Genomic DNA, 24,953 nt, shown 5'->3' with positions numbered 1-24,953 from the left:
GTTCAACCCGACGCCGCCACCGTCCCCGCCGCAGCGAGGCGTGCGGTCCGCTCCGCCGACCGCACGGTGTTCCGGAGGAGCATGGCGATCGTCATGGGCCCCACACCGCCGGGAACCGGAGTGATCCAGCTCGCGCGCTCCACCGCCTCTTCGAACGCTACATCGCCGACGAGCCGGTAGCCCCGCTCCGTGGTCGGGTCGTCCACCCGGTTCACTCCCACATCGATCACGACGGCCCCCTCCCGCACCATGTCGCCACGGACGATGCCGGGGACGCCGACGGCGACGATGAGGATCTCCCCCTGGCGCGTCACGGCGCCGAGGTCCGCGGTCCGGCTGTGAGCCACGGTCACCGTGGCGTTCGCCCCGGGTTCCTTCTGGAGCATGATCTGGGACATCGGCATGCCGACGATGTTCGAGCGGCCGACGATGACGACGTGGGCGCCGGAGGTCTCCACGCCCGTCCTCCGGATGAGTTCCTGCACGCCGGCCGGCGTGGCGGGGCGGAACGCACTCGCGTCCCCCTGGGACATTCGGCCCTGGTTCACGGGATGGAACCCGTCGACGTCCTTGGCCGGATCGATCCTCTCCGTCACCTCGCGTTCGTCGAGGTGTCGAGGCAGGGGGAGCTGTACGAGGATCCCGTGGATCGCCGGATCCGCGTTCAGCTCATCGACGATGCCGAGGAGCTCCGCGCGGCCGATGTCGGCGGGCGGCGTGATGTCGCGGGCATGGATTCCGGCCTCGTTGCAGGCCCGCGTCTTCATCCGCACGTAGACGTGGGAGGCGGGATCGTCGCCGACGAGGACGACCCCGAGGCCGGGACGGATCCCCCGCTCCGCAAGGCTCCGCGTCCGTTCCGCCACTTCCGCCCGGATCTCGGCCGCGATCCGCTTCCCGTCGATGAGCTGCGCCGTCATCCATTCTCTCCGTTGTTGACCCGTTGTCGGCCCGCTGTCGCCCCGCTGTCAGCGTGCGAAGTCCACGGTTCGCGACTCCCGCACGACGACGACCTTGATCTGCCCCGGATACTGCAACTCGTTCTCGATGCGGCGGGCCGTCCGCTCCGAAAGCCTCGCCATCTCCTCGTCGGAGACCTTGTCCGGGGTCACCATGATCCGGATCTCCCGCCCCGCCTGAATCGCGTAGACCTTCTCGACGCCGTCCCACGAACTCGCGATCTCCTCCAGTTTCTCCAATCGCTTCACGTAGTGCTCAAACGACTCCCGCCGGGCGCCGGGACGGGCGCCCGAGATCGCGTCTGCCGCGGTGACGAGGAAGGTCTCGGGATAACGGGCGGGTTCCTCGCCGTGGTGCGCGCGGATCGCGTTCAGCACGCCGTCCTTCTCTCCGCACTGCTTGCACAGGTCGTAACCGATCTCGACGTGGCTTCCCTCCTTCTCGTGCGTGAGCCCCTTGCCGATGTCGTGCAGCAGGCCCATGCGCTTCACGAGTTGCGCATCGAGCGACAGCTCCGCCGCCATCGTCGCCCCGATGAGCGCGACCTCGTGCGCGTGCTGCAACTGGTTCTGCCCGTAGCTGGTCCGGAAGCGGAGGACGCCGAGAACTTCGCGGAGTTTCGGGTGCAGGTCGTGGATGCCGAGTTCGTACAGGACCTCGTCGGCCGCCTTCCGCATCGTCGCCTGGACATCTTCCTGCGCCTTCTCCACGACCTCCTCGATGCGGCCCGGGTGGATCCGGCCGTCACCGACGAGGCGATCCATCGCCAGCCGCGCGACTTCGCGGCGGACGGGATCGAAGCAGGAGAGGATGACGGCCTCGGGCGTATCGTCCACGACCACGTCCACGCCCGTCGCGGCCTCGAAGGACCGGATATTTCGGCCTTCCCGCCCGATGATCCGGCCCTTCATGTCATCGCTGGGAAGGGTGACGACGGAGACGGCGGCTTCGGAGGAATGATCTACGGAGAGCTTCTCGATCGCCTGGGAGATGATCTTGCGGGCTTCCCGTTCGGCCTCGTTCCGGGCGCGTTCGGTGACCTCCCGCACGTGCTGTGCGGCGTCCGCCCGCGCCTGGTCGCGGATCTGGCCGATCAACTCTCGGCGCGCGGCTTCCCGGCTGATGCCCGCGATCTCCTCGAGGCGTCTTCCGAGTTCCCGCTCGCGGTCGACGAGTTCCTTCGCCCGCGTATCGAGTTCGCCACGCTCCGCCTCGATCTGCTCGCGGCTCCGATCCACCCGCTCCTGCCGCTGGTCGATCTTCTCGAGCTTCTGTTCGAGCGTCTCGGTCCGCTCGAGCGTCCGCTGCTCCAGCCGCTCCAGCTCGGCGCGCCGGCGCTCCGCTTCTCTGGCCGATTCCTCCCGGAGACGTTGCGCCTCTTCGCGCCCCGCCAGTTCCGCCGCCTTCCGGAGGCTGCCCGCCTCCAGCCGGGCGGATTCAATGATATCCCGCCCATCGCTCTCGAGGCGGCCGCGCGCCCGGCGCAGGCCCCGTCGCTCGATAAGGATCCCTGCGACGCCCCCCGCCACGAGACCCGCGATGGCCAACAGCATCGTCGGCACGGTGATGGATTCCAGCATGGCCAGACTCCAATCCTCGAACCATCTATGAACAAAAAAACCGGCGGACTCGTCCACCGGTGCATGCCGCTCAGATCGGACGGAACGATGCGCTCCGTGCGATCATCTATCTGAAGCTGGGGCCGCGCTCGTGCGAGGCCGCCTTACGGACAGCACAACACCTACGGAAACGTTGCTCGGGAGTCTGCACGCCGCAAGCGGACGGCGGGCCCGCGGCTCCGTGGAGGAACGGCGGGACCTATCCGGCGGTGTTGCCCGCGATGGACTCCAGCCGTTCGGTCACTTCCGTGACTCGCGCCTCGACGGCGGCCGTGAGTTGCTCGACCTCACGGCGGGACCGGAGGAGTTCATCTGTGATCTCCAGCGCGGCGAGGACCGCGGCGCGGTGGGGTTCGGCCACGCCTGTCATGTGCGCACGCTGAATCGCGTCGTCCACGTACTTCGCGCAGGCCCGCGTGTGCGCGTCGCCCCGGTCCGTCCGGATCCGGTATCGATCGCCGAAGATCGTTACGCCGATCGGCGGCGATTCATCCTTTGAAGTCATACCTCATCCTCCACGTGAGCGAGGCGGTTGCGCAGTCGCACGGCCTTTTTCCTGGCCTCGGCCAGCGTCTCGCGCAGGCGACGGTTCTCCGCCGTCACCGCCCTGAGTCGCTCCTCGACGTCAGGGGTCGCCGGGCCGCTCGGGTCCGCGACCCGGGATTTCTCCCAACGGGTCTCGATGCTGCCTGCCGCCCGGGAGAGGCGGTCAAGCAGTCGCTCGACTTCCCGTTGCCGTTCAGGACCTTCGGATTCTGGCACCGAACTGTTTCTCCAACGCGGTAGAGAGCACGGACATCTCCGACTCGACATCCTGATCCGTCAGCGTACGGTCGGGAGCCCGGAAGCGAAACGTCCACGCGAGCCCGAGGCGGCCGCCCTCGATCTCCTCGCCCGAGTAAACGTCGAAGAGGCTTACGGCACGCAGGAGATCGGAGGTCGCCTCCCGGACCGCCCGTTCGATGTCCGCGGCGGGGACGCCCCGCGGCACCGTCATCGACAGGTCCCGGCGCACGGCGGGGAACGGCGACGTCTTCCGGTAGGCGGGCACGGATCGCCCCTCGACGGCGGCAAGGTCGAATTCGAGCGCGAACGCGGACGCGGCCCACGGGGGAGCGTCGAGCGACGCCTCGTCCACGACCCCCGCGACGCCGACTACGCGACCGTCCTTCACGGCGCGGAATCCGCCGCGGGAGAGCCACGGTCCCTCGAGGGACGCTCCGCTCTCCGTGGCGTCAATGGCCACGGCGTCGTCGAACGGCACCAGGGTCGCACCGCACAGACGATCCGCGAACGATCCGGCGATCTCCTTGAGATCCCACAGGTCGAAATCGAGCGCCGGTCCCGACCAGTGATCCGGACGCCGGGTGCCGGCGATGATGGCCCCGACCCTTCCGGACTCCTCGAAACGACCGGTCCCGTCCGCCTCCTCTTCCGGGCCCGGGCCGGCCGCGTACGCGAACACGGTGCCGAGTTCGAACAGGCGCACGTTGCGGTTGCCGCGCGCATAATTGTGTTCCAGGCGCCGAAGCAGCACGGGGACCATGGCGGAGCGAAGGCAACTCTCTTCCGCCGAGAGCGGGTTCGGCACCGGGACGACGGCGCGATTCCCCCGGAAGTCCTCCGGCATGAAGCTCAGGCTGCGAGCCTCGAGGAGTCCGCGTCCGGTGAGCAACTCCCGCACTCTGGCCGCCTTTTCGACGCGCGGATCCGCGGGCACCGCGCTGGGCCGGAACCTGCGGTCCTGTCCTTCGGCAGCGTCGTACCCGACCCGGCGCGCGACTTCCTCGACGAGGTCGATCTCCCGCGCGATGTCCGTGCGCCATCCGGGCACGGAGATGCGCAGCACGTCGGTCGCGTCGGCGCCACCCTCCCCGTCGGCGCCACCCTGCACGCCGGGGAGGGCCTTGAAGCCGATCGGCTCGAGCGCCGCGCGGACCTCCGCCCCGCCGAGCCCGAAGCCGAGTACCTGGTTCACGCGACTGACGCGGACGTCGATCGGCGGAACCGGGGCCGGCGCCGGACCCGCGCGGAGGCCGACGAGGTCCGCCTCGCCACCGGCGGTGGCGACGATGAGTTCCACGCAGCGCGCGAGCGCACGCTCCTGGGCGTGGACATCGATCCCCCGCTCGAAACGATAGGAGGCGTCGGTGGAAAGTCCCGCGCGGGTCCGCGTCCGCCGCACGCCGGACGGGTCGAACGACGCGCACTCGATGAGCAGATCGACCGTGTCTCCGGTCACCTCCGTGTCGAGCCCTCCCATGACCCCCGCGAAGGCGATCGCGCGATCGCGGTCGGCGATCACCGTCTGTTCGGGCGCGAGCCTGTGCTCCTGGCCATCGAGCGTCGTCAGCGGCTCGCCGGCCACGGCCGCGCGCACGCGGATCTCCGCTCCCGACAGCCGCGCGAGATCGAAGGCGTGCAGAGGCTGGTTGTACTCGTGCAGGACGTAGTTCGTCGCATCGACGACGTTGCTGATGGGGCGCGCGCCCACCGCGAGCAGCCGGCCCGCGAGCCACGCCGGCGACGGCCCGACCCTGACCCCCCGGATGACGGCGGCCATGTAGCGCGGACACCGGTCGAGATCCTCGATGCGGACCGTGACTCCGGCTCCGCCCGCCTCCGACTCGCCGTCGCGCCACTCGGGCGTCCACGCCGTCCCCCCGAAGTCGCGCGGCGACGGAGGCCCTCCCACTTCCCGCGCGACCCCCACGTGGCAGGCGAGGTCGACCCGGTTCGGGTTCAGGTCCAGCGTGAGGCGCGTGTCGGGCAGGCCCAGCGCCGCCGCGAGCGGCGTTCCCGGCTCGAGCCCGTCCGCAAGCCGCATGATGCCCCCCTTGTCGCGGCCCAGCTCGAGTTCGGCCTCCGAGCACAGCATCCCGTGACTCAATTCACCGCGGATCTTCCGGCTCTCGATGCGGAAGCCGCCCGGGAGTTCCCCTCCGGGCGCCACGTGCGGATAGAGCCCTCCGGTCGCGACGACGGGAGCCCCGCACACGACGTCGAGCACCTCGCCCGCGCCCCGGTCCACCTTGCACAGCGTGAGCCGGTCCGCGTTCGGGTGCGGACGGGTCTCGAGCACGCGGGACACGACGATCCCGCCCAGCCCCGCGCCCACCGTCTCGATCTTCTCCACCGCGGCGGCGGTCATGGTCAGGCGCTCGGCCAGAACCTGCGGGTCGCTCAACTCCCCGCGCAGTCCGACGAGTTCGTCGATCCAGTTGAACGAGATGTTCATGCGAACTGCTGCAGAAAGCTCATCTCCCCCTCGTAGAGGAGCCGCATGTCGGGGATCCCGTGCCGCACCATCGCGATGCGGGCCGGTCCCATCCCGAATGCATAGCCGGTGAAGCGCTCGGGGTCGTACCCCACCGCCTCGAAGACGGCGGGATCCACCATCCCGCTTCCCATGATCGTGATCCAGCCCGTGCGCTTGCAGGTGGAACAACCGTTCGCGCACACGGTGCACGACACGTCCACCTCCGCCGAAGGCTCGGTGAAGGGATAGAACGACGGCCGAAACCGGGTCTTCGTACCCGGACCGAAGAAATGGTGCACGAAGTGCTCGATCGCGGCTCGGAACTCGACGAAGTCCACGCCTTCGTCGACCGCGAGACCCTCGATCTGCTCGAAGGCGGGGGCGTGCGAGGGATCGAAGGAGTCACGCCGGTACGCAAGCCCCGGCACGACCACGCGGACGGGGGGCCGGAAGGCCTCCATCACGCGCGCCTGGACGGGCGACGTGTGCGTCCGCAGCACGACGTCCTTCTCCAGGTAGAACGTGTCCATCATGTCGGCGGCGGGGTGATCGAGCGGGATATTGAGCGCGGTGAAGTTGTACCACGTGGACTCGATCTCGGGGCCGAGCACGCTCGTGAAGCCGATTTCGGCGAAGATCTCGCAGATCTCGTCGATGACGCGGGTCACGGGATGCACGCCGCCGACCCAGCGCTCGCGAGCGGGAAGCGTCCGATCGATGCGGGCGCGCGGCCCGCCGGTCGCGCTCTCCAGCGCCTTCGCCCGCTCTTCGAGGGCTCCGCGCAGCACCGTCTTCACCGCGTTCGCGCGCTGTCCGACGTCGCGTCGGGCCTGGGCCTCGACCGTGCCGATCAGGGACATGACGTCGGCCAACTGACCGTTCCGGCCCAGGTATTCGACGCGGGCGGACTCGAGCGTGGCGGAATCCGTCGCCTCCCCGATCGCGGCGAGCCCCTTCCCCTCGATCGCGCCGAGCCGATCGAGGAGGGAAGCTCCGGCCGGGGTCATGGGCCGTGCGCTTTGGCCACCTCGACGAGCTTGGTAAAGGCGGCCGGATCCCGAATGGCGAGGTCCGCGAGCACCTTGCGGTTCAGGTCGACGCCGGCGCTCTTCAGCCCGCTGACGAAGCGGGAGTATGAGATTCCGTTCTGCCGGGCCGCGGCGTTGATGCGGGAGATCCACAGTCGGCGAAAGTCGCGCTTCTTCTTCCGCCGGTCGACGTATGCATAGGCCCAGCCGCGCTCGACGGAGTTCTTCGCGGTGCGATAGAGCTTCGACCGCGCTCCAAACTGACCGCGGGCTTCCTTGAGGACCTTCTTCTTTCGACGGTTACGTGCAACGCTGCTCGTCGCGCGTGGCATGGCCGCACCTCCTGATTCCTGATACTGAGACTTTCCGGGCTACTGTCCGGGGAACGGGGCGAGCTAGTTCCCCAGAAGCCGCTTCACCCGCTTCTCGTCCGCCTTCGCCACAAGGGTGCCCTGACGGAGCCGACGCTTACGCTTGGGGCTCTTCTTCGTCAGGATGTGGCTGTGGTAGGCACGCCGGCGCCGGAATTTCCCGCTCCCGGTCTTTCGAAACCGCTTCGCGGCGGACCGGTTCGTCTTCATCTTCGGCATCTTGCGTATGCTCCGGTTCAGCTCCGTCGCCGGCCGTCCGCGACGGAGTCGTCGTTCGGGAGGGGACTACGTGCGGTGCGGTCCCATCAGCATGGTCATCGTGCGACCCTCATGGGCGATGTCCGACTCCACCACCGCGATGTCCTCCAACTCTTCCTTCACCATCTCGAGAATCCGTCGCCCCCGCTCCGGGTGCGTGACCTCGCGTCCCCGGAACATGAGCGTGAACTTCACCTTGTCTCCATCCCCCAGGAATCTGCGTGCGTGCCGCATCTTGAAGTCGATGTCGTGCGCCTCGATCTTCGGCCGCAGCTTCACTTCCTTGACGTGGATGATGTGCTGTTTCTTCTTCGCTTCCCGCGCCTTCCTCGCCTGCGCGTACTTGTACTTCCCGAAGTCCATGAGCCGGCAGACGGGCGGTCGCGCGCCGGGCGCCACCTCCACGAGGTCGAGCCCGCGATCGGCCGCCATCGAACGGGCTTCGTCCGTGGCGACGATGCCGAGCTGGTTGCCCTCCTCGTCGATGAGCCGGATCGGGCTGATCCGGATCTTGTCGTTGACTCTGGGATCTCCGTTCACTGCACCTCATAGAAAAAGCCCGGTTCGACGCTTGCCGACCGGGCACGAACGCACATCCCACGCGGGGAATGCACCATCGACCCGGCAGCAGCACGAGTTCGTGCGCCGATAGGGTGGGGGCATCGCGGCCCCGCTTGTCAGTTTTTCCGACGCCGAGGAAAGTGTCCCCGAGCGGCCCTCCTGTCAACGACGACCGGCGCGCGAACCGGCACACGTCACGTTTCGAGAGACCGGGTCTCGACGCGACTGCGGATCCGGGATACGAAGTCGTCGAGGGGGAGGACTTCCTGTTTGCGTTTCGCGCCGCGGGCGCGGACGGCGACGGTGCCGGCCTCGATTTCGCGGTCTCCGACGACGAGCAGGTAGGGGACCTTCTGAAGTTCGCCGTCGCGGATGCGGTAGCCGAGCGTGTCGGAGCGGGCGTCGAGTTCGACGCGCAGGCCATCGGCGGCGAGGCGGTCCCGGATCTCGCCGGCGGCGGCCGCGTGGGCGTCCGTGATCGGGAGCACGCGGACCTGTACGGGCGCGAGCCAGGGCGGGAAGGCGCCCGCGAAGTGTTCAATGAGCACGCCGGTGAAGCGCTCCAGGGTGCCGAAGATGGCGCGGTGGATCAGCACGGGCCGGTGCGGCTTGTTGTCCGCCCCCATGTACTCGAGTTCGAAGCGGTCGGGCAGGTTGAAGTCCAACTGGATCGTGGCCCCCTGCCACTCGCGTCCGATCGCGTCCTTGTACTTGATGTCGATCTTGGGTCCGTAGAACGCGCCCCCGCCCTCGTCCAGCTCGTACTCCAGCCCTCCGCGCTCCAGCGCGTCGCGCAACGCGTCTTCCGCCACGTCCCAGACCTCGTCGCCGCCGATCCGCTTGTCCCCGTCGGGACGCGTCGAAAGATCGAACCGGTAGTCGAGGCCCAGCGTCGTCATCACCGTGTCGACGAGCTTCAGGCAGATGAAGATCTCCTCCTCGATCTGCTCGGGAGTGCAGAAGACGTGCCCGTCGTCCATCGTGAGCATACGCACGCGCAGCAGCCCGTGCAGCGTCCCCGAGCGTTCGTGGCGGTACACGTTCGCGATCTCGGAGAGCCGCACCGGAAGGTCGCGGTAGCTGCGGGGGTTCGCCGCGTAGATCGTGATGTGTCCCGGACAGTTCATCGGCTTCACGCGGAACGCTTCGCCGTCCTCGTCCGCCATCCGGGGATACATGTTCTCCGCGTAGTTCGGGAGGTGCCCGGAGCGCCGGAAGAGCGCTTCGCCGGAGATGTGCGGCGTGTAGACGAAGTCGTAGCCGTGCGCCTCCTGAAGGTCTTCGATCCAGCGCCTCAGCTCGAGCTGCACGCGCGCGCCCTTGGGGTGCCAGCACACGAGCCCCGGCCCGATCTCGTCCTGGATCGAGAACAGGTCGAGTTCCCTGCCCAGCTTCCGGTGATCGCGCTTGCGGGCCTCTTCGCGCCGCGTGATGTAGGCATCGAGCGCCTCCTGCGAGTAGAAGGCCGTGCCATAGACGCGCTGGAGCATCTGTCGCTTCTCATCGCCGCGCCAATAGGCTCCCGCCGCATTGAGAACCCGGAAATGGCGGATCTCGCCCGTGCGGGGGGCGTGCGGTCCCCGGCACAGATCGAGGAACGGGCCGTTCCGATAGACGGAAATCGCCTCGCCCTCGGGGATCTCGGCCAGCCGCTCCAGCTTGAGCGGATCGTCCGCGAACAGTTCCGCGGCTTCCTCGCGGTCCACCTCCCGCCGCTCGAACGGATCGTCGGCCCCCGCGACTTCCGCCATCGCGCGCTCGATCTTCTCCAAGTCCTCCGGCGTGAAGGGCGCGGGGACCTCGAAGTCGTAGTAGAAGCCCTCTTCGATCGGAGGCCCGAAGCCGATTCCCGCCCCCGGATACAGCTCGCGGACGGCGGTGGCGAGCGCATGGGCCGCGGAGTGCCGCAGAACGTAGAGCGCGTCGGGATCCTCGTCGCTGCGCGTCACGATCGCGACCGCCGCTTCGTCCGGAAGCGCGGCCGAGAGATCCGTGAGCACGTCGTTCACGCGGGCGGCGACGGCAGCCCGGGCCAGACCCGGACCGATCGACGCGGCAAGATCGCCGGCGCTCGAGCCGCGTGGCAGCCGCTTGAAGGAACCGTCGGGGAGCGAAACGGAAATCTGGGAGTCGTTCATCGGCCTACCCGTCGATGCACGATTGGACAGAAAATTCGAGTGGACGCGGAAGCTAGTGCAGTGGGGGGTTCAGCGCATCCGGAGCACGGTGACCTGCGCCCGCGCCCGTCCGGGAAGGTTCGCCCCGGCCGGGTCCATGACCTCGACGATCAGGTTGGGCGTCGCGCCCGAACTCACGAGCGAGAAGTAGCGCCCCGTGGAGGAGTTCACGGTGAACCCGGTCGAACTGTTCGTCGACACGTGCACGTTCACCCGGGAGGGCGTGAGCGGGAAGTCGCGGGTGAACGGGCAGCGGTCGCCGAGATTGGATTCGCTCAGCTGTCGGAACAGCGCCGCGAGATTCCAGGTCTTCCACTGTGTCCGGAGATCCGCGGCGGCCGGCGCGCGGTCGTCCGCGATCAGGGACGTGAGATACAGCGAGAGAATCTCCTCCCATTCCATCTCCACGCCGGCCACGGCCTGGAGCGTGCGTTCCACATTGGTGATGCCCTTGAAGTGCGCGGGCCCTCCCGAGGTCAGATACCGGAACAGTTCCTCTTCCCTGCTCCCGGGAAGCGCGCTCCCGCTCCCGGACGCCCCGAACTGGTCGCCGAGCCAGCGCGCGAACCCGTACGCGAAGCCGCGGAAGGCGAGGGATTCCACTCCGCCCGGATCTTCGCCGGCGGCGTCGCCGAGCGCCGGGGCCGCCGCCGGACCGTTGGGATCCGGCGGACAGCCGCCCCGCAGGAAGCGGCCGAGGCGGATCTGGTTCACGACGTGAAAGTGGTTGTAGACGGACAGTTGTTCCTCGCTGGACGTGATCATCTCCAGATCGAGGTTCTCCCTCGTGCCGAGGCCCGCGGCGCGCAGGCCGGCGACCTCCTCGGCAAGGTGGGCCATGGCTTCGTCGAGCCATAAGACCTCCCGGTCGCCGAAGATGTTCCCGCCCCCGAGGGTGACGCGCTGCTGCGCGTTGAGCAGGTGAGCGAACTCGTGCGCGACCGTCGAGCGCGCGAGCGCGTTCGCGAAGCGGAGGCTGATGTCCGCGCCGTAGTCCTCGTCCGGATCCGGCCCCACGAGGTAGAAGATCTCTCCCTCGTTCGAAGCCTCGCAGCTCGATCTAGTCGTGAGATCGCGCGAGAGGAAGAAACCGGCGACGATGCTCTCCTCGCCGGCGGGCGTGAGTTTGTTCACCTCGGCCGTGATGAGGGCGAAGACGGTCCCGTTATTGTCGATGTCCGCGGGTTCGCCGAAGTAGGCGACGTCCACCGGGTACACGACTTCGTCGAGCTGCCGGCCGATCGCCTCGAATTCGTCCGCGGAGAACCGGTCGCTGTCGGGCTGGCTGTGGAACTGGAGGTCTTCCACGATGGTGAAGTGCTCGCCCGCGTACCTGACTTCGCCCCTGACCATCGTCGGATTGCGGCAGTTCACGACCAGGTTCGCGCCCACGCCGACTCGGAAGGACAGCGTGTCCCCGAGCGCCGGCGGCCGTAGCGCGTCGGCCAGGCCCAGCGGGTCGAGGCCCCGGCTTCGCGCCCTTATGGGGCGGGCGCCGACCGCGGCGAGTTCCTGCATCTCCCGCTCCCGAAGGATGTGCTCGCGCGCGAACCAGGACTCCCGGCGGCGGAGGTCGCGGCTCAATTCTCTGCCCGTCGAGGTGAGACGGGGCGGCCGGGACGGGATCACGTTCCCGGAGGCGCGCTCGGCGGCAACGCGCAGGCAACCGTCCACGCTCTGACCGGGCGCCTCGGAAGCGCTCTGTACGATGACCTGGTAGTCGCGGGACACGTCCGAACCCGCCAGCCCGAAGGCGCGCACATCCGCGGCGTCGTCGAGCGTGACGTGTTCGCCGGGGGACAGGTCCAGCGTGACGGACACCGACGGCGTGGCCGTCCCCCCGCACCCGGAGGCAAGGGGAGGAGGAGGCGGCGGCGGGTCCGTCGTGCCGCCGCCGCACGCCGCGAGCGCAAGACCGGAGATCGCGCCTGCTGGGCGCAACGCCCGTCCGCAGAGTCTCAGCATGCGTGTCTCAAAGTCGATCTCCCTGGCACGGTCCATGCGCCCGCCAGCCCCCGGAGCCGGTCGGTCTCTCCCGAGGTCAAGATACCCGCCCTCCGCGATCCGTGCCCGAAGCGGCGGAGCGGCGTTCTGCACGCGCTTCGAGCCGCCGCGCGGTCAACGAGTCCGGAGCGCGACGATGCGGATGGCCTCGGAAGAGGGGACGGAGAGCCCGGCCTGGGTCGTGAGTCTCAGGCGGACCTCCGGGTGTGGGCCCTCGCTCTCGAACCGGAAATAGTAGCCCGTCGAGGCGGCGAGCTCGAAGTCGATCCGGGCATCCGTCCCGCCGGCGAGCGGAATGTCCATCGCGTGGAGCGGGAAGGCTCTCGCGAAGGGTGTCCTCCCTTCCAGTTCCCGGTGCAGGGCGGCGAACACATCGCGAAGGTGCAAGGTATTGAGCTGCGTCGAGGAGGGAGCGCCGGGCAGGTCGTCGGCGATCGGGGCAAGAGCCCAGGCCGCGAGCAGGTCGTCCCATGACCCGGGGCCACCGAGCGCCGCCGCGACCCGCTCGACGTTCTCCACGCCCCGCGCGCGAGCGTCCCCCCCTCCCGCCAGGTCGTGGAAGATGGCCTCCTCCGCGACACCGCCGAGCACTCCGCCGCCCGCCGGCGAGTACTGATCCGCGAGCCAGCGCAGGAAGAGCCACCCGAAGCCTCGCATCGCGAGCGAGGAGACTCCGTCGGGATCGTGCGAATGGGCGTCGCCCAGCGCGGGGGTCCGGTGCGGGCCGAGCAGGTAGAACGCGGAGCGGCGGAAGTTCGGAAAGTGATACGTCGCGAAGTTGTCGGAGTCGGCGAAGAGTTCCGTGAAGCCGTAGTTGCCCCCGGGACTCAGGAACGCACCCGACATCCCGACGAACGTCTCCGCCGAATGGGCCAGCGCCTCGCTGAGCCAGGTCTCCTCGAGGGAGGCGAAGGAGCCCGAGGCGAGCACGGTTCGGCGCTCGGCCGAAATGAGGTGCGCCAGTTCGTGCGCGGCCACGCCGATCGCCCCGGTCGTGGCGAATTCTTCGGGTACGGGCTTCGAGAACCGGCCGTCGGGATCGGCGGCAAGGAGGTAGAGGATCTCACCGCCGTTGGACGCCGGGCAGTCCTCGGGATCGGCCAGATCAGCCGGATTGAAGAACCCCAGAATCCTGGTGTCGCTGTCGCGGGGCGTCGTCCGGTTCACGACGGGGGAAAACAGGACCCATACGACGCCGTTTCCGTCGATGTCCGCGGGCTCGCCGAAGTACGCCGAGAGGACCGGGAAGACCGACCTCTCAAGCGATCCCACGACCGCCTCGTAGCCGCCGCCGAGCACGACGCCGGCCCCATCGAGATCCTCCACGATCGCGAAGTTCGGACCCACCGCGCGGACGACGGCGGTCACGTCGTGGATCCCGTCGCAGTCGACGGCGAGATTCGGATGCACCGCGTTGCTGAAGATCACCGTGTCGCCGACGGTGGGGGGCATCGCGGCGGCGGGGGTCGCGTTCGCGCGCACCATGCCCGGGTCCGGCGCCGCGGCGGGCTTCGGGCGGAGGGGGCGCGCGCCCAGCACGGCGCGGCGGGCATTCGTCCTGAAGGTGAGGTCGGCCCGGGACGCCTCTTCGAGGCCGAGCCTGTCGTCCTCGAAGCCGAACGCATCGACCGGCAGCGTGCGTGCCAAAGCGACGAGCGGAGGGACCCGCGCGGCCGCCGCCCCGGTCGCTCGCGCGTCGAGCCGCAGGCGCGTCGTCGCCCCAGGCGTGCGCAGACCGCTCTGCACGACGACCAGGTACTCGGCCGCGGCGCTGCCCGCCCCGATCTGCACGACCTGGACGCCTCCCGCCGGCAGCACGCACATCTCCCCGGCCGCGAGCGACAGCGTGAAGCGGGTGGCGCCGCGACTCGCCACGGCGGGACAGAGATCTCCCTCTGGGCCCGTCGTGTCCGCGCAGGCAAGCGGCGCCAGGACGGCGATCCACAGCGTCGCCCGAGCGACAGCCGGGCGAGCCACGGGAGGTCCGGAACGGGATCCGAGTAACGGCATCGCACGAAATTAGCCGCGGGGGACGGATGCGCGAAGGCCCGGCCGAAGCCGGGCCTTCCGTGCTGCTCCAACACCTGACGGCGGGGGGACGGCTATCCGCCCCCCCGGCGGCGACTAGTACATTCCGCCCATGCCGCCGCCCGGCATGCCGCCGGCGGCCGCCGCCGCGGCGGGATCCTCCGCCTCGGGCCGCTCCACCACGACCGCCTCGGTCGTGAGCAGCAGACCCGCGATCGAGGCCGCGTTCTGGAGTGCCGTACGCGTGACCTTGGTCGGGTCGATAACGCCCGCCTTCACCATGTCCTCGTACTCGTCCGTAGCCGCGTTGTAGCCGGTGTTCCGGCCCTCGGCCTCGCGCACCTTCTCGACGATGATCGAACCCTCGGCGCCGGCGTTCGAGGCGATCGTGCGAACGGGCTCCTCGACCGCGCGACGCACGATCCGGATTCCGATCGACTCGTCGGCGTCCGAGCCCTCGACGCCGTCCAGCGCCGCCTGGCTCCGCAGCAGCGCCACGCCGCCGCCGGGCACGATGCCCTCTTCGACGGCCGCGCGCGTCGCGTGCAGTGCGTCCTCGACGCGGGCCTTCTTCTCCTTCATCTCGGTCTCGGTCGCGGCGCCCACGTTGATGACCGCCACGCCGCCGGCGAGCTTCGCCAGCCGCTCCTGCAGCTTCTCGCGGTCGTAGTCGGACGTGGACTTGTCGATCGCGACCTTGATCTCGCTGATGCGGCCCTGGATCCGGTCCGTGTCACCGGCGCCGTCGACGACCGTCGTGTTGTCCTTGTCGATGACGATCCGCTTCGCCTGGCCGAGATCGCCGACCACCGTGTTCTCGAGCTTGAAGCCGAGCTCCTCGGAGATCACCTGGCCGCCGGTGAGGATCGCGATGTCCTGCAGCATCTGCTTGCGGCGGTCGCCGAAGCCCGGAGCCTTGACGGCCGCGACCTTGAGCGTGCCGCGCAGCTTGTTGACGACGAGCGTCGCCAGCGCCTCGCCCTCGACGTCCTCCGCCACGATCAGGAGAGGCTTGCCCATCTGGGCGACCTTCTCGAGGACCGGCAGCAGGTCCTTCATGGCCGAGATCTTCTTGTCGTGGATCAGGATGATCGGCTCGTCGAGGACGACCTCCATCTTGTCCGGATCCGTGACGAAGTACGGCGAGAGATAGCCGCGGTCGAACTGCATCCCGTCCACGGTCTCCAGCTCGGTCTCGAGGCCGCGGGCCTCCTCGACCGTGATGACGCCGTCCTTCCCGACCTTCTCCATCGCGTCGGCGATCAGTTCGCCGATCTCCTGGTCGGAGTTCGCCGAAATGGCGGCGACCTGGGCGATTTCCGTCTTGCCGGAGGTCTCGACGGAGATCGAGTGGAGGTTCGCGACGATCGCCTCGACGGACTTGTCGATGCCGCGCTTGAGCGCCATCGGGTTCGCGCCCGCCGTCACGCTCTTGAGGCCCTCGGTGAAGATCGACTGCGCGAGCACCGTCGCCGTCGTCGTGCCGTCGCCCGCCGCATCGGACGTCTTCGTCGCGACTTCCTTCACCATCTTCGCGCCGAGATCCTCGACCGGGTCGTCCAGCTCGACTTCCTTCGCGACCGTGACACCGTCCTTCGTGATCGTCGGGCTGCCGAACTTCTTCTCAAGGACCACGTTCCTCCCCTTGGGGCCGAGCGTGACCTTGACCGCGCGCGCGAGCTTGTCCACGCCCGCCTTCAGGCGTTGCCGTGCCGCGGTATCGAATTCAAGATCCTTCGCCATTTCGTCTCCTTCGCCCGGTTATGCGGGCGCATCAGTCAACGGGTTTGACCCGCCGTCTTCCGCTTCAGCGGCTAGAGGACGGCCAGAACGTCGCTTTCCTTCACGATCAGGTAGTCGTCGCCATCCAGCGAAACCTCGGTCCCGGCGTACTTGCCGTAGAGAACGCGGTCTCCGGTGTTGACTTCCATCGGGATGCGGTCGCCGTCGTCGTTCATGCGGCCGGGGCCCACGGCGACGACGGTGCCCTGCTGCGGCTTCTCCTTGGCGGTGTCCGGGATGTACAGACCACCGCGCATCTCCTCGGTCTCTTCGAGCGGCGCGACGACGATGCGGTCGGCCATGGGGGAGATGTTCAGTTTCGTGTTCGAGGCGGTTGCCATCTTGCCTTTCCCTCCTTGGACCTTTGGTGTTGGGTGATCCTTCCGATGAGAGCCGCGAGGGATCCCGCGGCTGTTAGCACTCTGGGCAGGCGAGTGCTAAGGCGAGCCGAAGATAGGAGCGCGGACCGTTCCGATCAAGTGGCCTCGGACGGACGGCGGGGCCGGGCCGCGGAATCGGTTGGCGGGCCGGCCGCGGAACAGGGCCGGGGCTTATGAAACCTGCCCCGTACCCCTATCGTACGGGCGGGCCAGAAAGGGAGGTCGACATGTTTCGTGCAGCCGTAGTGCTGGTGGCCGCGGGCGCGGTGGGTCTGTGGGTGACGGGCATCGTCTTGCCCATCGTCCTGCACCTCGTGTGGATGTTGGTGAGAGTCGCGATCTTCGTCGCGATCGTCTACCTGATCGTGCGGATGATCAATCCGGAGTTCGCGAACAAGATGAAGGAGAAGTGCTGCGGAGGCGCTGCTTTCCTCCGCAGGTCCTGAAGCCGGCGTCGGGACGTCAGCCGCCTGAACCGGCGGGAGGACCGAACAGGTATCGGTCCGCGATCGCCAGGCCGGTGATCGTCAGCGCCGGCTCGATGCGGTCCACGGTGCGGCAGTGCGGCCCCACGACCCGCGCGAGTCCGCCCGTGGCGACGACGAGCGGCTCGCGCTCCCATTCCTCGCCGATCCGCTCCACGATGCCGTCGATCCCCTCCACCACCGAGTAGAACCCGCCGCTCCGCAGACAGTCCTGCGTGTTGCGGCCGATGACCCGGGCCGGTTTCTCCACATGGATCTGCGGGAGTTGCGCCGTCGCGCGCGCGAGCTGGTCCGTGCCGGCCGTGGGCCCGGGCGCGATGACGCCGCCCACGAAGACGCCATCGGCCGTAATGCAATCGAAGGTCGTCGCCGTCCCGAGATCCACGACGATCGTGTCGCGACCGTAGAGTTCCGCCGCGGCGAGCGTGTTCGCGATGCGGTCGGCGCCGACTTCGAGGGGGTGGTCGACATCCAGCCGGACGGGGATGGGAGAGCCACCGTTGAGGAAGCGCAGCGGGGCGTCGAGGACCCCGCCGACCGCGAGCCAGACACGGTGCAGCGCGGGGACGACGGAAGCGACGACGATCCGCTCCGGAGCCGGCAGGTCCCGGGCCCCGAGGAGCCCCCGGAGCTGGAGTCCGATCTCGTCCGCCGTTCGGCGGCGGTCCGTCGCGATCCGCCACGTGTGCGCGGGGGTGAGATCATCGAACCACCCGAGGACGGATTCGGTGTTCCCGATGTCTACCGTGAGGAGCATGAGATCAGCTTCCGCCGAGGGCGATGGAGCCTGCAACGACGCGGCGCAGGGCGCCCCCGCGCGGCCGCAGCAGGAGGGCGCCGTCCGGGGCGATCCCGGCTGCGAGTCCGATGGCGGGTTCGCGGTCCGAGAGCCGGTGCTCGACCCAGCGGTTCTTCAGCCAGTCGAGGCGGTCGAGTTCATCGAGCGACGCCGCATCGAGTGAGGTCGGCACGCGCGGGAGCCGGCGCTCGAGTCCCGCAACGACCGCATCCGCGACATCGACGAGGCGCGCCGGACCCACGCAGTCGGCAAGGGCCACCGCTCCGTCCACGTCGCTCGGCAGCCGGCCGGCATCGACGTTGATGCCGACGCCGACGACGAGGAACACGTCCTTGTCGCCGTCCCGCGCCGTCTCGGCCAGGATGCCGCCGAGCTTCCGCTCCCGGGCCATGAGGTCGTTGGGCCACTTCACGGCGGACCCGAGGCCGGGGAAACGGCGGTTGAGTTCACGTGCGAGATCGACGCCGGCCACGACCGTCAGGAGCGGCGGGACCGTGGCCGCACGCGGGCGAAACACCATGCTCAGATAGAGGCCGGCTCCCGCCGGAGACTCCCAGCTGCGGCCCGCCCTTCCCCGCCCGGCCGTCTGCTCTTCGCAGAGCACGATCGTGCCGGACGGCGCCCCGGCTTCCGCGAGTTCGCGGGCGAGATCGTTCGTCGAAGGGACGCGGTCGAAGGCGAAGACCGACTCCCGGTCCCAGTGCTCGCGCAGCGCGGCGACGGACTCCCCGGCCCAGCCCCTTGCCTCTTCTGCGAGCATCGTCGCTCCGACGTCAGTCATTCAACGGTCATCCGCGAAGCGCCGGCCAGATCGCGGCCGCGGCCAGGTATCCCCCGCCGACGACCCAGCAGTACCAGGCGAAGCGGTGGAATACACGCCGCTCGAGCATCCGCAGGAAGATACGAATGGCAAGGACCCCTGACAGGGCCGAAGCCGCGAAGGCGAGCCCGAGGGGCAGCATGCCGACCGCGAGTCCGACCTCCCCGAGATTCGGCGCCTGGAGCACGGCCGCCCCTCCGATTGCCGGGATCGAGAGGAGAAAGGAGAACTCGGCCGCGCGGCGAGGTTCGACCCCGGCGGCGGTCGCCGCGGCCACCGTGCTCCCCGAACGCGAGATGCCGGGCAGGATGGCGCACGCCTGCGCGAGGCCGATCGCCAGCGCCCCGCGGGCCGTCGGCCGGGAGCGCGTGCTCCGGCGGGAGAGGCGCCGGATCGACCACACGAGGGCGCCGGTGACCAGCAGCATCGCCGCCGCGAGCACGGGCCGCTCGAATGTGGGCTCCAGCGTGCTCCGCAGGCCAAGCCCGACGGCGGCGGCGGGGAGCGTGGCCGCGGCGAGGAGTCCGACATCCCCGATACTCCGGCGGTCCCCCGAGCACACCCCCCGAACCAGCTCCGCGAGGCGTCCGCGATAGACCCAGCACACGGCGCACAGCGTTGCGACGTGCACGGTGACCTCGAACACGACGCCGGGGAGTTCGACCCCGAAGAGCGCCTGCCCGAGAACGAGATGCCCGGAACTCGACACGGGCAGGAACTCGGTGAGGCCCTGGACGACGCCGAGGACGAGGGCTTCGAACGGGTTCACGCCGTCCGGCCCCCGGACTCGTCCCCCTCCGCGAGGACTCTCTCGTAAAGTGACTCGTAGAGCGGGAGGATACGGTCGATCGTGAAGCGTTCGAGAGCGCGCTCACGCGATGCGCGGGAGAACGCGTCCCAGCGCGCCTCGTCGCTCAGCAGGGAGATCGCCGACGCCGACATGGCTTCGACCGACCCGACGGGGTGCAGGTAGCCCGTCGCGCCGTGCGCCACGACTTCGTCGATGCCCGTTCCGGAGGACCCCACCACGGGAACCCCGGAGGCCTGCGCTTCCAGCGCCACAAGACCGAAGGATTCCTGCTCGCTCGGGAGCAGGAAAAGATCCGCACTGGCGAGGAGTTCGGCGACGGAGTCGATCTTGCCGAGGAAGACGACGCGCTCGGCCATGTCCAGCTCCGCGGCGATCTCCGCGGCGCGCTGCCGCTCCGGACCGTCTCCCACGAGGATGAGGCGAGCCGGCAAGGCGTCCTGGATCCGCGCGAACATCTGCATGAGATCCGGGATCCGCTTGACCGCCCGAAAGTTCGAGATGTGCATCACGACCTTCTCTCCGGCCCGCGCGAGCCGGTGGCGGCCCCGGTAGCGCTCGCGGTCGTAGATCTTCGGATCGACGAAGTTCGGGATGACCTCGATCGCGCAGCGGCTGCAGTCGAAGTCGCGGTGCGTCCGCTCGCGGAGCCAGTCGGAGACGGCGGTGAGCCGGTCGGACTTCTCGATCGAGAAGCGGGTGATCGACCAGTACGACGGGTCCTGGCCCACGAGCGTGATGTCCGTGCCGTGCAGCGTCGTGACGAGCTTCACGTCGCGGCCTCCGTCCCGGAGCATGTCGCGCGCGATCCATCCGGCCGTGGCATGCGGGATCGCGTAGTGCACGTGGAGCAGGTCGAGCTCCTCGCGTCGCGCCACTTCGTGCATCGTGACGGCGAGCGCGAGCGAGTAGGGGGGATACTCGAACAGCGGATAGCGGTTGACCTCGACTTCGTGGAAGTAGACGCCATCGATGAAGTGGGTGAGACGGAAGGGCTGCGCATAGGAGATGAAGTGTACCTCGTGCCCCCGGCGGGCGAGGCCGAGCCCCAGCTCGGTGGCGATCGCTCCGGAGCCCCCGTACGTCGGATAGCACGTGATCCCGATCTTCATCGTCCCGTCTTCATCCTGATTCGCGCCAGTCTGTTGCGATGCGGCGCGCAAGTTGCCCCGGTGTCGTCGACTCGTCCAGCACCTGGAGGACGACGGCGTCGTCCGGAAGCTGGTGCCGGAACCATGTCCGCTGCCGGCGCGCGTAGCGCCAGGTGGCCCTCGACACGCGCTCGATCGTCTCGTCGACGTCGGCCTCGCCCCGAACCAGCGCCGCGACGTCCGCGTAGCCCAGCGCGTCGAAGGCGCGGGATCCGTCGAGGCCGCGTGCCAGGAGACCCCGGACCTCCTCCAGCCACGCGCCACCCCGCACCAGGGCCTCGGCGCGGCGCGCGATCCGTTCGCGCAGGAGCGGCGCGGGCCACTCCAACACAAAGGTCGCGGTGCGCAGCGGTGCGCGCTCGGTCGGGGCGCGCGTCATCCAGCGAGTGAGCGGCTCGCCCGTCATGAGCGCGAGTTCCGCCGTGCGCGCCGCCCGCTGCCGGTCGAGGGGGCGGTGTCGCGCCGCCAGCGCCGGATCGAGGCGGGCCGCCCAGCGTACGAGTTCCTCGCGTTCGAGCCGATCCAGCCAAGCGTGTAGCGCCGCGCGGCGCGCCGGATCGAGCGGAGGCTCCTCGAACATCGGGTGCGTGAGCGCACGCAGGAAAAGCCCCGTCCCGCCGGCGAGGATGGGGACGCGCCCCCGCGTCCGGATCTCGGAGAGCCAGCGAGTCGCCAGACGTGCGAACCGACCCGCGCCGTAGCGTTCGTGCGGGTCGAGAAAGCCGACGCCGTGGTGCGGCGCAGCGGCGAGTTCGCTCGCGGAGGGCGCCGCGGTCCCGGTCGCGAAGCCGCGGTACGCCTGGCGGCTGTCCATGGAGATGATCTCGCCGTCCAGCAGGCGCGCAAGCTCGATGGCGACGGACGTCTTGCCCGAGGCGGTAGGCCCCGCGATGGCCGGCACGGGTGAACTCCCCACGGGCGCGGCGGCTACCCGCGGCCGAACCGCCGGTCGAGCTCCTCGACGCTCAGGCGCACGATCGTCGGGCGGCCATGGACATCGTGCCCGGGCAGCGGGGTCGCGAACAGCCGGTCGAAGAGCTCCCTCGCCTCTTCCGGGGAGATGGGCTCTCCCGCCTTGATCGCTCCCTTGCACGCCATGCTCATCGCGACACGCTCGTGCTGGTTGCGCGCGGCGTTCACGAGCGGGGAGCCCTCCGCCAGTTCCCGCACCATCTCGCGCAGACAGCGCTCGGCGTCGAACCGGGAGTGGGGCTGCGGGGCCGCCGTCAGAATCCAGGTCCGCTCGCCGAACGGCTCCAGCTCGAAACCCTGCCGGGCGAGCAGTCCGGCGAGATCCTCGAGCGCGTCGGCCTCCGGAGGCGAGAACTGCAGCGTGACCGGAAAGAGGAGCGCCTGGGAGGTGCCGCCGCCCGCTTCGAACCGCGCCATGATCTCCTCGTAGAGCACTCGCTCGTGTGCCGAGTGCTGGTCGACGATGAGGAGCCCCTCGCGGGTCGCGGCCAGGATGTAACGGTCGTGGAGTTGCCAAAGTTCCGGGCCGACGAACGGCGCCTCCGCCGCGGTCCCCTCCCCGCCCGCGCCGCTTTCGGCCCCCGGCTCGGCCGGTCCGCCCGCGTCGTCCCGTCCGGAGACGAAGAGGGCGAACTGCGGCATCTCCGCGGGCGGCTCGCCGCGGGACTTCGCGCCGCGGCCGGGGGAGGGCGTTCGATGGCCGCGCTCCGGATCGGGCGCCTCGCCGGGGACTCCGACCGGTTTCGTCGAATCGAGCCGCGCCAGCGCGGCGCGCACCGCACCGCGGACCGCCTCCTCAACGCTCTCGCGGTCGCGGAAACGCACCTCCGCCTTGGCCGGATGAACGTTGACATCGACGGATGCGGGCGGCGTCTCGATCCGCAGGAAGAGGCTCGGCCGAAGGCCCTCGACGACCGTCGTCCGGAACGCCTCATCCACGAGCCGCAGGAGAGCGGGATCCCGGAAGGGGCGTCCGTTCACGAAGGTGTACCGGCGCCCTCCCCTCGCGCGCGCGGCGTCGGGCCGCTGGATGAAGCCCCGGACCCGCACGGGGCCGCCCGCACCTTCCACGGGAATGAGCGTGGGGGCGAGGTCTCCCCAGAGCTGGCCGATCCGTCCGAGCCAGTCCCGCGCCGGGGCGAGATCCATGGAGGCGCGACGATTCGACTCGAACCGAAAGCCGACGGCGGGGTTCGCAAGCGCGAGGAGCACGAGCGCTTCGCCCGCGGCCCGCGTCTCGGCGGCCGAAGTCCTGAGGAACTTCGCGCGCGCCGGAAGGTCATGGAACAGCGCCCGGACCGTCACCGTCGTGCCGCGCCGGCGCGGCACGTCATCCACGCTGCGGATGCGCCCGAAGTCGACCCGCGCCCTCACCCCCTCTTCCGGGCTGAGGGCCGTGTGCAGTTCGAATCGGCTCACGGCCGCGATGGAGGGCAGCGCCTCGCCGCGGAAGCCGAACGAGCGGACGCTCCGCAGATCGTCCACGCTCCGGATCTTGCTCGTCGCGTGCCGGTCCAGCGCGAGTACGGCGTCCTCGCGAGTCATTCCGCTCCCGTCGTCCGAGACCCGGATCTCGGTCTTCCCTCCGTTGCGGATCGCGACCTCGACGCGTCTCGCACCCGCATCGACCGCGTTCTCGGCGAGTTCCTTCACGACGGAGGCGGGACGCTCCACGACCTCGCCCGCCGCGATCTGGTTCGCGACATGGTCGGGCAGGATCTGCACGCCACCCGTGCCCGGCCGGTTCATGCCGCGTCCTGCAGGCCGTAGAAGCGGCAGGCGTTCGCCGCCGTGAGCACCGCGGCCTCCTCGAAGGACACCCCGCGCACCTCCGCCAGCCGCTCGCACGTGTGCGTGAGGTAGGCGGGTTCGTTTCGGCGACCGCGGCGGGGGGCGGGCGCGAGGTAGGGGGCGTCCGTCTCGATGAGGAGCCGGTCGTCCGGCACCACGCGGGCCCACTCGGCAAGCTCGGGGACGAACGTGATGAGGCCGGAAAAGGAGACGTACCAGTCCGCATCCAGGGCGGCGTGGAGGAGTGCTTCGCCTCCCGTGAAGCAGTGCAGCACTCCCGTGGCGCCGTCGCCGTACTCCCTCACCCGCTCGGCCGTCTCGTCCTCCGCCGAGCGGGAATGTACGACGATCGGCAGACCGAGCCGGGCCGCCATCCGGAGGTGCGCCTCGAAGTTCTCCAGCTGCGCCGGCCGGGCCGCACTGTCGTAATGGAAGTCCAGGCCCGTTTCCCCGATCGCGACGATCTCGGGGGCTTCGGCGATGCGCTCGATCTCGCGCATGAGAGCGGCCGAGGTCCGGTCCGCCGCGTGGGGATGGAGTCCGGCCGTCGCCCACAGTCCGGGTGTCCGCGCGGCCAGCGCCAGAGCTTCCTCCGCGTCCTCGGGATCCGAGGCGATCGTGACCATGCGGCTCACGCCCCGCGCGCGCGCCCGATCCACCACCTCGTCGAGGTCGGGGGCGAAGCGGGCCGCGGTCAGATGAAGGTGCGAGTCGAAAAGCGTCGTACGGGCTCCGGCCACCCCTGGCAGCCCGTGGCTAGGCGCGGGCGGCGATCGCGGCGCGCTTGCGCGCCCGCTCGTGAATCTCGACGAGAACGGGAGACGCCACGAAGATCGAGGAATACGTCCCGACGAGAACTCCGATGATGAGCACCCCGGCGAAGGGCCGAATCACGGCGCCCCCGATGACGACCAGCGAAAGCAGCGCGATCAGCGTCGTGCCGCTCGTGAGGACCGTTCGAGGCAGCGTCTCGTTCAGGCTGCGGTTGAGCGTCACGTCGTACGCTTCCTTCCGCTTCTTCCTGAGATTCTCCCGCACGCGGTCGAAGACGACGATGGTGTCGTTGAGCGAATACCCGATGATCGTGAGAATCGCGGCGACGGTGGCGAGGTTGATCTCGATGTCGAACAGCGAGATGAACCCGAAGGTGATGAGCATGTCGTGCACCGTCGCGATGACGGCGGCCACGCCGAACCGCCACTCGAAGCGGAAGGCGAGGTAGATCAGGGTCAGCAGGAAGGAGAGGAGCACGGCGATGACCGCGGTGCGCTGGAACTCGTCGCCGACTTTGGCGCTCAACGTATCGCCGCGCGCGATCTCGAAGCTCGCGGCGGAGTACTGCGTCTCCAGGCTCGTCCTGATCTGGTCCCGGATCGCGTTCTGGTCCTCTTCCTCCCCGACCGGCACGCGCAGCAGAAAGTCGAACGTCTCCGCTCCGACCGTCCGCAGCTGCTGAATCTGAACGCCCGTCGTGCCTCCGGCCGTCAGCGCGTCACGGATCTGACCCACGTCGGTCGTCTCCGAGAACTGGACCTCGAGCAGCACGCCGCCGGTAAACTCGACCCCCGTCCGCAGCCCGCCGCGGAAGACGATCGACAGAAGGCCGATCGTGATGATCGCGGCCGACGCGAAGTACGCCGGCCGGCGCATGGAAAGGAACTTGTAGTTCGCGTTCTGGAAGACCCTCATGATGACTTCGT

The 24,953-nt window shown here is 69.4% G+C and carries 23 protein-coding genes; 1 reads left to right on the top strand and 22 read right to left on the bottom strand.

The features are described 5' to 3' along the window. Positions 1-2: 2 nt before the first annotated feature. The 14 genes from ACQY5G_RS11690 to groES all read right to left on the bottom strand — a co-directional run bounded on the left by ACQY5G_RS11690 (position 3) and on the right by groES (position 16,388). Positions 3-920 carry a bifunctional 5,10-methylenetetrahydrofolate dehydrogenase/5,10-methenyltetrahydrofolate cyclohydrolase gene (locus tag ACQY5G_RS11690; RefSeq protein WP_428274173.1) on the bottom strand — a complete coding sequence of 306 codons (918 nt, stop codon included), beginning with the start codon at positions 918-920 and terminating at the stop codon, positions 3-5. 48 nt (positions 921-968) lie between these two features. Continuing rightward, entirely contained in the window at positions 969-2,540 is a 1,572-nt protein-coding gene (rny, locus tag ACQY5G_RS11685; protein WP_428274171.1) for a ribonuclease Y, read from the bottom strand. 238 nt (positions 2,541-2,778) lie between these two features. Further along, positions 2,779-3,084, bottom strand: a complete 306-nt coding sequence (locus ACQY5G_RS11680) for a cell division protein ZapA (RefSeq protein WP_428274169.1) — start codon at positions 3,082-3,084, stop codon at positions 2,779-2,781. Continuing rightward, the gene (locus ACQY5G_RS11675) at positions 3,081-3,341 is read right to left on the bottom strand and encodes a hypothetical protein (RefSeq protein ID WP_428274167.1); all 261 of its coding nucleotides are present in this window, start codon (positions 3,339-3,341) and stop codon (positions 3,081-3,083) included. The genes ACQY5G_RS11680 and ACQY5G_RS11675 overlap by 4 nt, the downstream gene beginning before the upstream one ends. Then, positions 3,319-5,817, bottom strand: coding sequence for a phenylalanine--tRNA ligase subunit beta (pheT, locus tag ACQY5G_RS11670; RefSeq protein WP_428274165.1), 2,499 nt, complete (start codon positions 5,815-5,817; stop codon positions 3,319-3,321). The genes ACQY5G_RS11675 and pheT overlap by 23 nt, the downstream gene beginning before the upstream one ends. Continuing rightward, positions 5,814-6,845, bottom strand: a complete 1,032-nt coding sequence (gene pheS, locus ACQY5G_RS11665; protein ID WP_428274163.1) for a phenylalanine--tRNA ligase subunit alpha — start codon at positions 6,843-6,845, stop codon at positions 5,814-5,816. Before pheS ends, pheT begins: the two co-directional genes overlap by 4 nt. Continuing rightward, positions 6,842-7,198, bottom strand: coding sequence for a 50S ribosomal protein L20 (rplT, locus tag ACQY5G_RS11660; protein ID WP_310783824.1), 357 nt, complete (start codon positions 7,196-7,198; stop codon positions 6,842-6,844). The genes pheS and rplT overlap by 4 nt, the downstream gene beginning before the upstream one ends. 63 nt (positions 7,199-7,261) lie before the next feature. Then, positions 7,262-7,456 (bottom strand): 50S ribosomal protein L35, encoded by a 195-nt coding sequence (gene rpmI, locus ACQY5G_RS11655; protein ID WP_310758918.1) that lies wholly within the window; start codon positions 7,454-7,456, stop codon positions 7,262-7,264. 66 nt (positions 7,457-7,522) lie between these two features. Next, positions 7,523-8,035, bottom strand: a complete 513-nt coding sequence (gene infC, locus ACQY5G_RS11650) for a translation initiation factor IF-3 (RefSeq protein WP_310783820.1) — start codon at positions 8,033-8,035, stop codon at positions 7,523-7,525. A 215-nt stretch (positions 8,036-8,250) separates the two neighbouring features. Next, complete coding sequence (gene thrS / locus ACQY5G_RS11645) at positions 8,251-10,194, bottom strand: threonine--tRNA ligase (RefSeq protein WP_428274159.1); 1,944 nt, start codon at positions 10,192-10,194, stop codon at positions 8,251-8,253. 69 nt (positions 10,195-10,263) lie between these two features. Further along, positions 10,264-12,198, bottom strand: a complete 1,935-nt coding sequence (locus tag ACQY5G_RS11640) for a hypothetical protein (RefSeq protein WP_428274157.1) — start codon at positions 12,196-12,198, stop codon at positions 10,264-10,266. A 153-nt stretch (positions 12,199-12,351) separates the two neighbouring features. Next, entirely contained in the window at positions 12,352-14,214 is a 1,863-nt protein-coding gene (locus tag ACQY5G_RS11635) for a hypothetical protein (protein ID WP_428274155.1), read from the bottom strand. Between the two features lie 147 nt (positions 14,215-14,361). Next, positions 14,362-16,008 carry a chaperonin GroEL gene (gene groL / locus ACQY5G_RS11630; RefSeq protein ID WP_420616552.1) on the bottom strand — a complete coding sequence of 549 codons (1,647 nt, stop codon included), beginning with the start codon at positions 16,006-16,008 and terminating at the stop codon, positions 14,362-14,364. Positions 16,009-16,079: 71 nt separating this feature from the next. Next, the gene (gene groES / locus ACQY5G_RS11625) at positions 16,080-16,388 is read right to left on the bottom strand and encodes a co-chaperone GroES (RefSeq protein ID WP_310783677.1); all 309 of its coding nucleotides are present in this window, start codon (positions 16,386-16,388) and stop codon (positions 16,080-16,082) included. Positions 16,389-16,654: 266 nt separating this feature from the next. Here groES and ACQY5G_RS11620 point away from each other — a divergent pair, with 266 nt between their 5' ends. Further along, a complete protein-coding gene (locus ACQY5G_RS11620; RefSeq protein ID WP_428274152.1) occupies positions 16,655-16,873 on the top strand; it encodes a hypothetical protein in 219 nt (72 codons plus the stop codon). Between the two features lie 16 nt (positions 16,874-16,889). Here the strand turns inward: ACQY5G_RS11620 and ACQY5G_RS11615 are convergent, their stop codons facing one another. Genes ACQY5G_RS11615 through secF form a run of 8 tightly spaced genes read right to left on the bottom strand, consistent with a single transcriptional unit; the run spans position 16,890 to position 24,942 of the window. Beyond that, positions 16,890-17,669, bottom strand: coding sequence for a type III pantothenate kinase (locus ACQY5G_RS11615; RefSeq protein WP_428274150.1), 780 nt, complete (start codon positions 17,667-17,669; stop codon positions 16,890-16,892). 4 nt (positions 17,670-17,673) lie between these two features. Further along, complete coding sequence (locus tag ACQY5G_RS11610; protein ID WP_428274148.1) at positions 17,674-18,492, bottom strand: biotin--[acetyl-CoA-carboxylase] ligase; 819 nt, start codon at positions 18,490-18,492, stop codon at positions 17,674-17,676. Positions 18,493-18,499: 7 nt separating this feature from the next. Beyond that, a complete protein-coding gene (locus tag ACQY5G_RS11605) occupies positions 18,500-19,300 on the bottom strand; it encodes an undecaprenyl-diphosphate phosphatase (protein WP_428274146.1) in 801 nt (266 codons plus the stop codon). Next, positions 19,297-20,451, bottom strand: coding sequence for an N-acetyl-alpha-D-glucosaminyl L-malate synthase BshA (gene bshA, locus ACQY5G_RS11600; protein WP_428274144.1), 1,155 nt, complete (start codon positions 20,449-20,451; stop codon positions 19,297-19,299). The genes ACQY5G_RS11605 and bshA overlap by 4 nt, the downstream gene beginning before the upstream one ends. 10 nt (positions 20,452-20,461) lie before the next feature. After that, positions 20,462-21,391, bottom strand: a complete 930-nt coding sequence (gene miaA / locus ACQY5G_RS11595) for a tRNA (adenosine(37)-N6)-dimethylallyltransferase MiaA (RefSeq protein WP_428274142.1) — start codon at positions 21,389-21,391, stop codon at positions 20,462-20,464. 26 nt (positions 21,392-21,417) lie between these two features. Next, on the bottom strand, positions 21,418-23,211 hold the full coding sequence (mutL, locus tag ACQY5G_RS11590; protein ID WP_428274140.1) for a DNA mismatch repair endonuclease MutL: 1,794 nt from the start codon (positions 23,209-23,211) through the stop codon (positions 21,418-21,420). After that, entirely contained in the window at positions 23,208-23,993 is a 786-nt protein-coding gene (locus ACQY5G_RS11585; RefSeq protein WP_428274138.1) for a TatD family hydrolase, read from the bottom strand. The genes mutL and ACQY5G_RS11585 overlap by 4 nt, the downstream gene beginning before the upstream one ends. Positions 23,994-24,009: 16 nt before the next feature. Then, positions 24,010-24,942 carry a protein translocase subunit SecF gene (gene secF / locus ACQY5G_RS11580; RefSeq protein WP_420616543.1) on the bottom strand — a complete coding sequence of 311 codons (933 nt, stop codon included), beginning with the start codon at positions 24,940-24,942 and terminating at the stop codon, positions 24,010-24,012. Between the last annotated feature and the right edge of the window lie 11 nt (positions 24,943-24,953).

It is taken from the genome of Candidatus Palauibacter sp. (assembly GCF_965261555.1).
In the GTDB taxonomy this organism is placed as follows: domain Bacteria; phylum Gemmatimonadota; class Gemmatimonadetes; order Palauibacterales; family Palauibacteraceae; genus Palauibacter.
Note: the sequence above shows the minus strand (reverse complement) of the source record. Positions and strands in the feature narration are given on the sequence as shown.